This window comes from Pseudomonas baetica (assembly GCF_002813455.1).
Taxonomy (GTDB): domain Bacteria; phylum Pseudomonadota; class Gammaproteobacteria; order Pseudomonadales; family Pseudomonadaceae; genus Aquipseudomonas; species Aquipseudomonas baetica.
The window spans coordinates 1,872,549-1,885,090 of sequence record NZ_PHHE01000001.1 but is presented as its reverse complement, the minus strand read 5'-3'; the positions used below and the strand labels follow the sequence as shown (position 1 = coordinate 1,885,090).

The window sequence follows — 12,542 nt, the reverse complement described above, 5'->3', positions numbered from 1 at the left end:
GGCTCGCTCCCACATGGGATCTCCATAGGTCTGTATGACTCGGTTGTGATCACCATGAATACTTCAACTGCCAAAGCCCACATCGACCTCGCCAAGCCGCAGCGCAAACGTCGCGTGGCCAATCCCGGCTGGTTTCTGGTCAGCCCCTCAGTGGCCCTGTTGCTGCTGTGGATGATCGTGCCGCTGGGCATGACCCTTTACTTTTCGATGATCCGCTACAACCTGCTCAACCCCGGCGAGAACGAGTTCGTCGGGCTTGAGAACTTCACTTACTTCCTGACCGACTCGGGCTTCATGCCCGGTGCCACCAACACCCTGTTGCTGGTCGGCAGTGTGCTGCTGATCAGCGTGGTGTTAGGCGTGTTGATCAGCGCCTTGCTGGAGGCCAGCGAGTTTCTCGGTCGGGGCATCGTTCGGGTCTTGCTGATTTCGCCGTTCTTCATCATGCCCACGGTCGGCGCGCTGATCTGGAAAAACCTGATTTTCCATCCGGTCTCCGGGATTCTCGCCTACCTCTGGAAACTGTTTGGCGCGCAACCGGTGGACTGGCTGGCGCACTACCCGCTGCTGTCGATCATCATCATTGTTTCGTGGCAATGGCTGCCCTTCGCGATCCTGATCCTGATGACCGCCATGCAGTCTCTCGACCAGGAGCAGAAGGAAGCCGCACGCCTCGATGGCGCCGGACCGATCGCGATCTTCTGGCACCTGACCTTGCCGCATCTGGCCCGACCGATTGCCGTGGTGGTGATGATCGAGACGATCTTCCTGCTCTCCGTGTTTGCCGAAATCTTCACCACCACCAACGGCGGCCCCGGCTACGCCTCGACCAACCTCGCCTACCTGATCTACAACCAGGCGCTGGTGCAGTTCGACGTCGGCATGGCCTCGGCGGGCGGCTTGATAGCCGTGGTCATCGCCAACATCGCCGCGATCATTCTGGTGCGGATGATCGGCAAAAACCTGACTGACAAAGCCTGAGGCCTGCCATGACTCTCCAACAATCCCGCCGGCTGCAAAGCCTGCTGCTCGGCACCCTGGCCTGGGCCATCGCGATCGTGGTTTTCTTCCCGATCTTCTGGATGGTGCTGACCAGTTTCAAAACCGAAATCGACGCCTTCGCCACACCGCCGCAGTTCATCTTCACGCCGACGCTTGCGAATTACCTGCACATCAATGAGCGCAGCGATTACTTCAGTTTCGCCTGGAACTCGGTGGTGATTTCCTTCAGCGCCACCGCGCTGTGCCTGTTGATCGCCGTGCCGGCGGCCTACTCGATGGCGTTCTACGAAACCCAGCGCACCAAAGGCACGTTGCTGTGGATGCTCTCCACCAAAATGCTGCCACCGGTCGGCGTGCTGATGCCCATCTACCTGCTGGCCAAGAGTTTCGGCCTGCTCGACACGCGCATTTCATTGATCGTGATCTACACGCTGATCAACCTGCCGATCGTGGTCTGGATGATTTACACCTACTTCAAGGACATCCCCAAAGACATTCTCGAGGCCGCACGTCTTGATGGCGCCACACTGTGGCAGGAAATGGTCCGCGTGCTGCTGCCGATTGCCAAGGGCGGCCTCGCCTCAACGGTGCTGCTGTCGCTGATCCTGTGCTGGAACGAGGCCTTCTGGTCGCTGAACCTGACCTCCTCGAAAGCCGCGCCACTGACCGCGCTGATCGCCTCCTACTCAAGCCCCGAAGGATTGTTCTGGGCCAAGTTGTCGGCGGTCTCGACCCTGGCCTGTGCGCCGATCCTGATCTTCGGCTGGATCAGCCAGAAACAACTGGTGCGCGGCCTGTCGTTCGGCGCCGTGAAATGAATATCTCTAACTCAACGCATTCCCTTGTGGGAGCGAGCCTGCTCGCGAAGGCGTCGGCACATCCGGTGCAAAAGGTGCCTGAGCCACCGCTTTCGCGAGCAGGCTCGCTCCCACAGAAAAGCCGATCTGGTTTAACCCAATAATAAATTGCGGAGGCCCATCATCATGGCCAACCTGAAAATCAAGAATCTGCAAAAAGGCTTCGAAGGTTTTTCCATCATCAAGGGCATCGACCTTGAAGTGAACGACAAGGAATTCGTGGTCTTCGTCGGCCCGTCCGGCTGCGGCAAATCCACCCTGCTGCGGCTGATCGCCGGCCTGGAAGAAGTCAGCGGCGGCAGCATCGAACTTGATGGCCGCGACATCACCGAAGTCAGCCCGGCCAAGCGCGTTCTGGCGATGGTGTTCCAGACCTACGCGCTGTACCCGCACATGACCGTGAAAAAGAACATGTCGTTTGCGCTCGATCTGGCGGGAGTGCCGAAAGCCGAGGTCGAGAAAAAGGTCGGCGAGGCGGCGCGTATTCTCGAACTGGGGCCGATGCTGGAGCGAAAGCCGAAGCAGCTCTCCGGTGGTCAACGTCAACGCGTGGCCATCGGCCGCGCCATCGTGCGTAACCCGAAAATCTTCCTCTTCGACGAACCGCTGTCCAACCTCGACGCCGCGCTGCGGGTGCAAATGCGCCTGGAACTGCTGCGCCTGCACAAAGACCTGCAAGCGACCATGATCTACGTAACCCACGATCAGGTGGAAGCGATGACCATGGCCGACAAAGTCGTGGTGCTCAATGGCGGCAAGATCGAACAGGTTGGCTCGCCGCTGGACCTGTATCACCAGCCGGCCAACCTGTTCGTCGCGGGATTTCTCGGCACGCCGAAAATGGGTTTCCTCAAGGGCAAGATTGCCCGGGTCGACAGCCATAGCTGCGAAGTTTCGCTCGATGCCGGCACCCGCATCTCCCTGCCGTTGAACGCGGCCAGCCTCAGCGTCGGCAGCGCCGTGACACTGGGCATTCGCCCGGAACATCTGGAACTGGCGCAACCGGGCGACTGCACCCTGCAAGTCACCGCCGATGTCAGCGAGCGACTGGGCAGCGACACCTTCTGCCACGTCACCACCAGCGCCGGCGAAGCCCTGACCATGCGCGTGCGCGGTGATCTGGCGAGCCGTTACGGCGAACAGCTGAGCCTGCATCTGGACGCAACCCATTGCCATCTGTTCGACGCCGACGGCGTGGCGCTGACCCGCCCGCTGCGTGCGGCGGCCTGAATTTCGAGACTTGCCCAATGAAACTGAACCAACAAAATCTGCATCGCCTCGCCACCCCAGTGCAACTGCCGGCCTACAGCCTGCGCGACACGCGCCAAGGCATTGCACACATCGGCGTCGGCGGTTTCCATCGCGCGCATCAGGCGTATTACACCGACGCCCTGATGAACACCGGCGAAGCGCTCGACTGGGCAATTTGCGGGGTCGGCCTGCGCGCCGAAGACCGTCGCGCCCGCGACGATCTCAAGGAACAGGATTACCTGTTTACCCTGTTTGAACTGGGTGACAGCGACGATACCGAAGTGCGAGTGATTGGCGCGATTCGCGACATGCTGCTGGCCGAGGACGGTGCGCAGGCGCTGATCGCCAGGCTTGCCGATCCGCAGATTCGTATTGTTTCGCTGACCATCACGGAAGGTGGTTATTGCATTGACGACAGTACCGGCGAATTCATGGCGCACCTGCCGCAGATCCAACACGATCTGGAGCATCCGGAGGCACCGACAACCGTTTTCGGTTTCCTCTGTGCGGCACTGGAAAAGCGCCGTGGCTCGGGCACTCCGGCATTCACGCTGATGTCCTGCGATAACCTGCCGCACAACGGCGCGGTGACCCGCAAAGCGTTACTCGCGTTCGCTGCGCTGCGAAACCAAGGCTTGCGCGACTGGATTGAGCAGAACGTCAGTTTCCCCAATGCCATGGTCGACCGCATCACGCCCATGACCAGTACCGCGCATCGCCTGCAACTGGCGGACAAGCACGGTGTGGACGATGCCTGGCCGGTGGTCTGCGAACCGTTTGTGCAGTGGGTGCTGGAAGATAAGTTCGTCAACGGCCGCCCGGCCTGGGAAAAGGTCGGCGTGCAGTTTACCGACGACGTTTCGCCCTATGAAGAGATGAAGATCAAACTGCTCAACGGCAGCCACCTGGCGCTGACCTATCTGGGGTTTTTGAAGGGCTATCGTTTTGTTCACGAGACCATGAATGACCCGCTGTTCGTGCGCTACATGCGCGCTTACATGGACCTGGATGTCACCCCGCAACTGGCGCCGGTGCCGGGCATCGATTTGACCGATTACAAAAACACGCTGGTGGCGCGCTTCTCCAATCAGGCGATTGCCGATCAGCTGGAGCGGGTGTGTTCGGATGGGTCGTCGAAGTTTCCCAAGTTCACCATTCCGACGATCAATCGGTTGATTGCCGATGGGCGCGAGACCAAACGTGCGGCACTGGTGGTGGCAGCCTGGGCGCTGTATTTGAAGGGTGTGGATGAGAATGGCGATACGTACTCGATCCCGGATCCGCGGGCGACGTTTTGTCAGGCGTTGGTGGCGGACGATGCGTTGATGACTGATCGGTTGCTAGCGGTGGAGGAGATTTTCGGCACGGCGATACCGCGTTCGGCAGCGTTTGTGGCGGCGTTTGAGTGGTGCTGCAACAGCTTGCGCGAAGTGGGTGTGACTCGGACGCTGGAACGGGTGTTGGCTTGATTGAAGCGGTGATGCGACTGAAGCCTTCGCGAGCAGGCTCGCTCCCACAGGGGAACGCATTTCAAAATGTGGGAGCGAGCCTGCTCGCGAATGGCGTCACCCGGATGGAACTGACACCCTGAGGATCTTACTGTGACAACCCGACAACTCTTCCTCGGCATCGACTGCGGCACCCAAGGCAGCAAAGCCATCATCCTCGACGCCGCCAGCGGTCAGGTGCTCGGCCAGGGCGCCGCTGCGCACACGATGATCAGTGGTGCCAATGGCCGCCGCGAACAAGACACGCATCAATGGCTGGACGCCTTCGCCCTCGCCACCCGTCAGGCGCTGCTGGCGGCGCAGGTCGACGGCCAGTCGATCCTCGGTATCGGCGTTTCCGGCCAGCAGCACGGCCTGGTGCTGCTCGACGATCAAGGCCAGGTATTGCGCCCGGCCAAGCTCTGGTGCGACACCGAAACCACCGCCGAAAACGAGCGACTGCTCAGCCATCTGGGCGGTGAAAAAGGCTCGCTGGAACGCCTTGGCGTGGTCATCGCGCCCGGCTACACCGTCTCCAAACTGCTGTGGACCAAAGAGCAACATCCGCATGTGTTCTCGCGTATCGCCCGCGTTCTGCTGCCTCACGACTTCCTGAACTTCTGGCTCACCGGCCGGGCGTGCAGCGAATACGGCGACGCCTCCGGCACCGGCTATTTCAACGTGCGCACCCGCCAATGGGATTTGCAGCTGTTGCGCGACATCGACAGCAGCGGACGCCTGCAAGCGGCGCTGCCGGAGCTGATCGATGCACACCAGGCGGTGGGCACGATCCTGCCCACCATCGCCGAGCACCTCGGCATCAACCGCAATGCGCTGGTCGCAAGCGGCGGTGGCGACAACATGATGGGCGCCATCGGCACCGGCAATATTCAGCCCGGCGCGATCACCATGAGCCTCGGCTCCTCCGGCACCGTGTACGCCTACGCCGACGCACCGAAAGTCAGCCCGGACGCCTCGGTCGCGACCTTCTGCTCCTCCAGCGTCGGCTGGCTGCCGCTGATCTGCACGATGAACCTGACCAATGCCACCGGCGCGATCCGCGACCTGTTCGACCTCGACCTCGTCCAGTTCAACGCTCTTGTCGCTCAAGCGCCCATCGGCGCCGAAGGCGTGAGCATGCTGCCGTTCCTCAACGGCGAGCGCGTCCCCGCCCTGCCCCATGCCACCGGCAGCCTGCACGGCTTGACGCTGGACAACCTGACCCAGGCCAATCTATGCCGCGCCGCCGTCGAAGGCACCACCTTCGGCTTGCGCTACGGACTGGATTTACTGCGCCAGAATGGTTTACAAAGCCGCAGCATTTGCCTGATCGGCGGCGGTTCGAAAAGCGCGGTGTGGCGGCAGATCGTCGCCGACACCATGGACACCCCGGTGATCTGCACCGAACACAGCGAAGCCGCTGCCCTGGGCGCGGCGATTCAGGCAGCGTGGTGCAAATCCTGGTCAAACGGCCACGAAGACACACTGGCCGACCTCTGCCAGCGCTGCGTGACCTTCGACTCGGGCAGTGAAACCCTGCCGATCGCCGCCAACGTCGCGGCGTTTCAGCAGGCTTATGAACGCTATCAACAGCATGTCGCAACCCTATAAAGAGCAAACAATTATGTATTTGGTGTGTGGCGAAGCCCTGTTTGATTTCTTCAGCGAAGACGACGCCAGCGGCCTGGCTTCGAAAGTGAATTTCAAGGCGATTGCCGGCGGCTCGCCGTTCAACGTCGCGGTGGGTTTGCGCCGCCTGGGCGTGGACTCGGCTTTGTTCGGTGGGCTGTCCACCGACTACCTCGGCCGCCGCTTGCAGCAAGTCCTGCAGGAGGAAGGTGTACGGCCGGACTATCTGGTGGATTTCGCTGCGCCGACCACGCTGGCGATGGTCGCAGTTGGCGCCAACGGCTCGCCGCATTACAGCTTTCGCGGCGAAGGTTGCGCGGATCGGCAATTGAGCGTCGCCCACCTGCCGACACTTGGCCCTGAAGTGCGCGGTTTGCACATCGGTTCGTTTTCGCTGGTGGTGCAACCGATTGCCGACACGCTGCTGGCCCTGGTCCAGCGTGAAAGCGGCAAACGCCTGATCAGCCTCGACCCCAACGTACGCCTCAATCCCGAGCCGAACATAGACCTGTGGCGTGAGCGCATCGCCACGCTGGTGCAATTGGCCGACCTGATCAAAGTCAGCGACGAAGACTTGAGCCTGTTGTATCCAGAACAGGATCCGCAGCGCGTCATCGGCGGCTGGCTCGAACACCGCTGCCAGATTGTGTTCCTGACCCGTGGCGGCGAAGGCGCAACCGTGTTCAGTCGCGCCCATGGCTCATGGTCGGTGCCGGCCTGTTCGGTGAAGATCGCCGATACCGTTGGCGCCGGCGATACCTTCCAGGCCGCGCTGATCACCTGGCTGACAGAACACGGTCTGGACTCGGTCGACGGCGTGCAGCAACTCGGTCGCGAGCAGATCGACGCCATGCTCAAATTCGCCGTACAAGCCGCAGCGCTGACGTGCAGCAAGACCGGTCCGGATTTGCCCTATCGTCAGCAATTGACCTGAGCGCGTAGACTGTCGCCCTTTTTGCGCATGACGGGATGACGGCTTTTGAATTCAGGGCAGACGGTTGGACTACTGATACTCGCGGGACTGTTGACGGGTTGCGGCACCTCGCCGCCCCGCTCGCCTGAAGACATTTGCGAGATCTTCCGGGAGAAAAGCGATTGGTACGACGCCGCGCAAGTCACACAAAAACGCTGGGGCGTACCGATCCAGGTGCCCTTCGCGATCATGTATCAGGAATCCGGCTACCGCTACGACGCCAAGACCCCGCGTAAATACTTGCTCTGGGTAATTCCGTGGGGTCGCGTGTCCACCGCTTCCGGGTATGCGCAGGCCAAGGATGAAGTCTGGTCCGACTACCAGAAAAGCACTGGCCGAAACTGGGCCGACCGCGAAGACTTCGACGACGCCATCGACTTCGTCGGCTGGTACATGGACAAAACCACGTCGATCAACGGCGTCTACAAATACGACGCCTACGGCCAGTACCTCAACTACCACGAAGGCTGGGGCGGCTATCGCAACAAGACTTACGCCAGCAAAGCCTGGCTGATGCCGACGGCACGCAAGGTGCAGGCACGTTCCGATACGTATGCCCGGCAATATGCCGGCTGCAAAGAGGATTTGAATCGCGGTTTCTGGAGCCGCTTCTGGCATTGGCTGTAAGGACGCCTTCGCGAGCAGGCTCGCTCCCACAGGTCTCCCAGGTGTACACAAAATCTGTGTTCATTGAAGATCCCCTGTGGGAGCGAGCCTGCTCGCGAAAGCGCCGGATCAAGCGAAGCACATCTAGGGCTTACAACACCGAAAAGCTATAACTCACAATCACCCGCGTCTCATCCACATCCCGGGCAAACTTCTCATAGTTCGTCCGGTAAGTCGCATTACGCAAACGCAGACTCACATCCTTGAACGTGCCGGTCTGAATCACGTACTTCAACTCGCTATCACGCTCCCACTCTTTACCTTCCTGATCACTGCCCAACACCTTGATGTGATCACCGTTCACGTAACGGGTCAGGAAACTCAGACCGTTGATGCCGATCGCCTTGAAGTCATAGTCGTAACGCAGTTGCCAGGAACGTTCCTGCGCGGCGGCAAAGTCGTTGACCTGCACATAGTTGACCAGATACGGGTTGCTGCCATCGAGGTACGGCATCGAGTTATCGCCGTTCATGCGCTGCCAGCCGCCACTGAACGTGTGGCCGCTGATGGCGTAAGACAGCATGCCGCTCAACGCACGGTTGTCGATGGAACCGGCTTTTGCATTCCCACTGTCGGCACTTTTCAGCAAGCGCAGATCGGCCTTCAACACACCGCTGCCCAGCGGCTGATTGCCCAGCAGCCCCACGAAGTGCTGACGGTAGATGTCTTCAAGTTCCGCGTAGTGATACTGCGCCGTCAGACGATCATTGATCTTGTAATCAAAGCCGTACATGTCGAAATGGTCGGCGGTGGTGTTGCACGCATAGCGCTTGTTCTTGCAATGCACGCGGATGTCTTGCGAGTCGGTGGAATCACGCGCGGTGTACTTGTCCAGACGCGCCGCCATAAAGGTCAGATCCTTCACTTCCTTTGAAGTGAGCATCGCGCCGTTGAACATCGTCGGCAGCAAACGGCCGTCGTTGTATTTCAACAGCGGCAGATCCGGCAGCAGCGCGCCGTACTTCAGCACGGTGTCCGAGACCTTCACTTTCGCCGTCAGGCCCATCTTGGCGTACTGGCCTTTCGAACCGCGCGGGTCGTTGCCGCTCGATGGCAGCAAGCCGCTATTGCTGCGGTCAGGGCTGGAATCGAGTTGCAAGCCGAGCATGCCCAGCGCATCGATACCGAAACCCACCGTGCCCTCGGTGTAACCCGATTGCAGATTGAGGATAAAGCCCTGTGCCGACTCTTCGCGCTTGGATCCGCCCTGATCACTGGACGTGTGCCCATCACGGAAATCGCGGTTGAAATACACCGTGCGCGATTCGATTTTCGCCGTGGTGTCTTCAAGGAATCCGCTGGCCTGAACCTGTGCGGTAAAACCGGCGCACAGCACAAAGGCTCCGAAGCCAAACGACTGGCGCGCGGTGATGAGGGGAAATGGGGGACGCATGGAAAACTCCAACAATGCAGCGTTTACGCAAGCGCGCAACAAGCCAGAAAAATAGCTTCCGCCCCAGATCAAAATAAGCCGGGAGGAAGTGGACACGCAGGGGTGAGCTGCAATGATGGCAGATGGCTTTGACGTGCCACAGGCGACTTTAGTCTGAAACTGACCGGCAATTCTTCAACGCATGGCCAGTTGATCGCGCACAAACTGTTCTCGTACAAACCCAGCAAACGCCCGGTTTCATTAGACCCAAAGGCCCGCCTAAGGGATTCCCCTATGCACCGCAGCCCCTCTGCATAGGCCATTTGCGCCTTGAACGAGGCGGTCTAATCCTCCATCATCCGTCCCCTGCTTATTCAACGGACGGAATTCAAGGCATGCTGGACGCCAACGCACCCCACATCATCCTCACGCTAGAAGGTGCCAACGCCGACCTGCAAGTCCTCAGCTTCACCGGTCGCGAAGCCCTCAACGAACCGTTCCGTTTTGACCTCGAACTGGTCAGCGCCCGTCCCGACCTGAAACTCGAAGAGCTGCTGCACAAGCCCGGCGTGCTGACCTTCGGCGCTACCGGCGAAGGCAAGATTCATGGCCTGGTCTATCGCATCGAGCAAGGTGACTCCGGCAAGACCCTGACCCGCTACAGCATCAGCCTGGTGCCGCAACTGGCGTACCTGCGGCACAACCACGACCAGCAGATCTTCCAGCAGCTCACGGTGCCGAAGATCATCGCCCGGGTGCTGGAAGATCGCGGCATCCTTGCCGACGCCTACAGCTTCCAGCTCAGCGCCGAATACCCGGAGCGCGACTACTGCGTGCAGTACGACGAATCCGACCTGCATTTCATCCAGCGCTTGTGCGAAGAGGAAGGCATTCACTTCCACTTCCAGCACAGCAGCAGCGGCCACAAACTGGTGTTCGGCGACGACCAGACCGTGTTCCGCAAACTCAAGGCCGTGAGCTACCAGCAAGACTCCGGCATGAGCGCCGACAAACCGGTGATCAAGCGTTTCAACCTGCGCCTGGAAACCCGCACCACCCGCGTCAGCCGCCGCGACTATGACTTCGAAAAACCGAAGATCCTGCCCGAAGGCGCGGTCAAATCCGAGTTCGCCCCGGATCTTGAGGATTACGACTACCCCGGCCGCTTCACCACCCGCGAGCGCGGCAAGTTCCTCTCGACTCGCGCACTTGAACGCCATCGCAGCGACTACAAACTCGCCGAAGGCAAAGGTGACGAGCCGACCCTCACCAGCGGCCACTTCCTGACCCTCGCCGAACACCCGCGCGCCGAGTGGAACGATATGTGGCTGCTGCTGGAAGTATTCCACGAAGGCAAACAGCCGCAAGTGCTCGGCGAAAACGTCACCAGCGACGTCACCGACAACAAAAGCGACTTCCACCAGGGCTACCGCAACAGCTTCCTCGCCACCCCGTGGGACGCGCACTACCGCCCTGCCCTCGAACACCCGAAACCGAAAGTCCTCGGCAGCCAGACCGCCATCGTCACCGGCCCGAAAGGCGAAGAAATCCACTGCGACCAATACGGCCGCATCAAGGTCCAGTTCCACTGGGACCGCGACGGCCAGGGCGACGACAAAACCACCTGCTGGATGCGCGTCGCCAGCGGCTGGGCCGGCGCCGCCTACGGCGGCATCGCCATCCCGCGCATCGGCATGGAAGTCCTCGTCACCTTCCTCAAAGGCGACCCCGACCAGCCACTCGTCACCGGCTGCCTGTACCACAAGGAAAACGTCGTCCCCTACGACCTGCCGGCAAACAAGACCCGCAGCACCTTCAAAACCCTCAGCTCCCCGGGTGGCAAGGGCTACAACGAATTTCGCATCGAAGACAAAAAGGGTGTGGAACAGATCTACATCCACGCCCAGCGCGACTGGGACGAAAACATCGAGCACGACCAGAAGATTCGGGTCGGCAATGAGCGGCATGACACCGTTGAAGCCAATACACTGAGTGAGTTCAAGGTTGAGGAACACCGGATTACGCATCTGGATCGTATCAGTGAGATGCGCGCGGATGATCACCTCACGGTGGGCGTGACGCAGCATGTGAAGGTCGGTACGGCGCAGTTTGTCGAGGCCGGGACGGAGATTCATTACTACGCAGGCAACAAGGTTGTGGTTGAGGGCGGCATGGAGCTGACCGCCAAGGCGGGTGGGAGCTTTGTGAAGGTGGATGCCGGTGGTGTGACCATCAGCGGGGCTGAGGTGAAGGTGAATACCGGTGGTGCGCCGGGGGTTGGTACGCCTGCTGCGCCGTTGCTGCCGGGGCCGATGAAAGTGGCGGATGCGGATAAGGCTGGCAAAGCACCACTCCCCGTCCGCCTGAATGAATCAGGTATCACCCCGTTGTGCGGCAAACAGAGTAACGGCGCTTGCAGCCGTAAGGATTGCACATGCATGTAAAAACGCTGAGCGTTCTGCTGGCAGAGCCTCGCTACAACTTTTCAGACCTGCCGGCGGCCAGCGAGTCGCTATGTTTCATCATCGACCGAGGTCTTCAGCCAGAAGCCTTGGTTCGCCTCTACCGAACAGGCGAACCGGTTGTTTCCCAAGAGTTGTTTTTCTCAACAGATTTCGCAGAGATGCCTGATGGCCCCTTTTGGCTGGTAGCGCCCAAGGGCAGCAAAGTGGCCGTCGAAGCTGCCAAACTTTGTGAGGAACGCTTTTCGGGAATTGCGATCTCAACCCCTGATCCTGAAAAGGCCTTGGCTCACGCGCGCTGGCTACTCAGAGCCAACGACGGCTCCGGAGGCCAGAGTTTGTTGAGCTTCCATAAACCGAGCTTGTGGGGGGCGTTGGCTTACACCGCCGATGAAACCTTTGATCAATTATTGGGTTGCTGGAGCGCCGTCTACTCCCCTGCGCCAATGCATTTCGGCCAACAACGTGGACCCTGGCTTTCATGGATTGCCAAAGAAAAATCAACATGGCTCGATGATAGAGCGCCATTCAATCTTCCTCAGACCGCCGCGCAAGTTCAAGCGCGCCTGGGATGGGTTTATTGGGTGGATGAGGAATACGCGGCATTCGACAAGCCAAGTGATGAACCCTTGAACGATATCGCCGACAACCTCGATCTGCTGCTCAAAAGCAATATTTATGACGGTGATCACCTGCTCAAGCTTGGCCATGCCGTGAACGGTCCGCTATTCGAAACACAGCCTGAGATCATGGCGATCCTGCAGTCAAAGGACGAGTCGTTTATCAAAGTAGATCGGCTCCTGGAATCAGCCGCCGTCGCCCAACATTAAGGCGACGCGACAT

The 12,542-nt window shown here is 59.9% G+C and carries 10 protein-coding genes; 9 read left to right on the top strand and 1 reads right to left on the bottom strand.

What is annotated here, in order from left to right; all coding sequences use genetic code 11:
* Positions 1 to 54 precede the first annotated feature (54 nt).
* From ATI02_RS08660 to ATI02_RS08630, 7 genes are all read left to right on the top strand, one after another.
* The gene (locus ATI02_RS08660; protein WP_095189868.1) at positions 55 to 981 is read left to right on the top strand and encodes a carbohydrate ABC transporter permease; all 927 of its coding nucleotides are present in this window, start codon (positions 55 to 57) and stop codon (positions 979 to 981) included.
* A gap of 8 nt (positions 982 to 989) precedes the next feature.
* Complete coding sequence (locus tag ATI02_RS08655; RefSeq protein WP_100846037.1) at positions 990 to 1,820, top strand: carbohydrate ABC transporter permease; 831 nt, start codon at positions 990 to 992, stop codon at positions 1,818 to 1,820.
* 165 nt (positions 1,821 to 1,985) lie between these two features.
* Positions 1,986 to 3,089 (top strand): ABC transporter ATP-binding protein, encoded by a 1,104-nt coding sequence (locus tag ATI02_RS08650; RefSeq protein ID WP_100846036.1) that lies wholly within the window; start codon positions 1,986 to 1,988, stop codon positions 3,087 to 3,089.
* Positions 3,090 to 3,106: 17 nt separating this feature from the next.
* Positions 3,107 to 4,579 (top strand): mannitol dehydrogenase family protein, encoded by a 1,473-nt coding sequence (locus ATI02_RS08645; protein WP_100846035.1) that lies wholly within the window; start codon positions 3,107 to 3,109, stop codon positions 4,577 to 4,579.
* 132 nt (positions 4,580 to 4,711) lie between these two features.
* Entirely contained in the window at positions 4,712 to 6,208 is a 1,497-nt protein-coding gene (xylB, locus tag ATI02_RS08640) for a xylulokinase (RefSeq protein WP_100846034.1), read from the top strand.
* Between the two features lie 13 nt (positions 6,209 to 6,221).
* The gene (locus tag ATI02_RS08635) at positions 6,222 to 7,160 is read left to right on the top strand and encodes a carbohydrate kinase family protein (protein ID WP_100846033.1); all 939 of its coding nucleotides are present in this window, start codon (positions 6,222 to 6,224) and stop codon (positions 7,158 to 7,160) included.
* A 45-nt stretch (positions 7,161 to 7,205) separates the two neighbouring features.
* Positions 7,206 to 7,826 (top strand): transglycosylase SLT domain-containing protein, encoded by a 621-nt coding sequence (locus ATI02_RS08630; RefSeq protein ID WP_095189847.1) that lies wholly within the window; start codon positions 7,206 to 7,208, stop codon positions 7,824 to 7,826.
* A gap of 130 nt (positions 7,827 to 7,956) precedes the next feature.
* Here ATI02_RS08630 and ATI02_RS08625 read toward each other — a convergent pair whose 3' ends face one another.
* A complete protein-coding gene (locus tag ATI02_RS08625) occupies positions 7,957 to 9,258 on the bottom strand; it encodes an OprD family porin (protein WP_100846032.1) in 1,302 nt (433 codons plus the stop codon).
* 374 nt (positions 9,259 to 9,632) lie between these two features.
* On the opposite strand from ATI02_RS08625, the gene ATI02_RS08620 reads away from it, so the two are divergent.
* Both ATI02_RS08620 and ATI02_RS08615 read left to right on the top strand, forming a co-directional pair.
* Positions 9,633 to 11,681 carry a type VI secretion system Vgr family protein gene (locus ATI02_RS08620; protein WP_100846031.1) on the top strand — a complete coding sequence of 683 codons (2,049 nt, stop codon included), beginning with the start codon at positions 9,633 to 9,635 and terminating at the stop codon, positions 11,679 to 11,681.
* The gene (locus ATI02_RS08615) at positions 11,672 to 12,529 is read left to right on the top strand and encodes a DUF4123 domain-containing protein (protein WP_100846030.1); all 858 of its coding nucleotides are present in this window, start codon (positions 11,672 to 11,674) and stop codon (positions 12,527 to 12,529) included. The genes ATI02_RS08620 and ATI02_RS08615 overlap by 10 nt, the downstream gene beginning before the upstream one ends.
* Positions 12,530 to 12,542: the final 13 nt, after the last annotated feature.

Coding starts and splice junctions, on each gene's coding strand:
- ATI02_RS08620 (WP_100846031.1), top strand. CDS start 9,633: ATGCTGGACGCCAACGCACCCCACATCATCCTCACGCTAGAAGGTGCC.
- ATI02_RS08635 (WP_100846033.1), top strand. CDS start 6,222: ATGTATTTGGTGTGTGGCGAAGCCCTGTTTGATTTCTTCAGCGAAGAC.
- ATI02_RS08660 (WP_095189868.1), top strand. CDS start 55: ATGAATACTTCAACTGCCAAAGCCCACATCGACCTCGCCAAGCCGCAG.
- ATI02_RS08645 (WP_100846035.1), top strand. CDS start 3,107: ATGAAACTGAACCAACAAAATCTGCATCGCCTCGCCACCCCAGTGCAA.
- ATI02_RS08655 (WP_100846037.1), top strand. CDS start 990: ATGACTCTCCAACAATCCCGCCGGCTGCAAAGCCTGCTGCTCGGCACC.
- ATI02_RS08650 (WP_100846036.1), top strand. CDS start 1,986: ATGGCCAACCTGAAAATCAAGAATCTGCAAAAAGGCTTCGAAGGTTTT.
- ATI02_RS08625 (WP_100846032.1), bottom strand. CDS start 9,258: ATGCGTCCCCCATTTCCCCTCATCACCGCGCGCCAGTCGTTTGGCTTC.
- ATI02_RS08615 (WP_100846030.1), top strand. CDS start 11,672: ATGCATGTAAAAACGCTGAGCGTTCTGCTGGCAGAGCCTCGCTACAAC.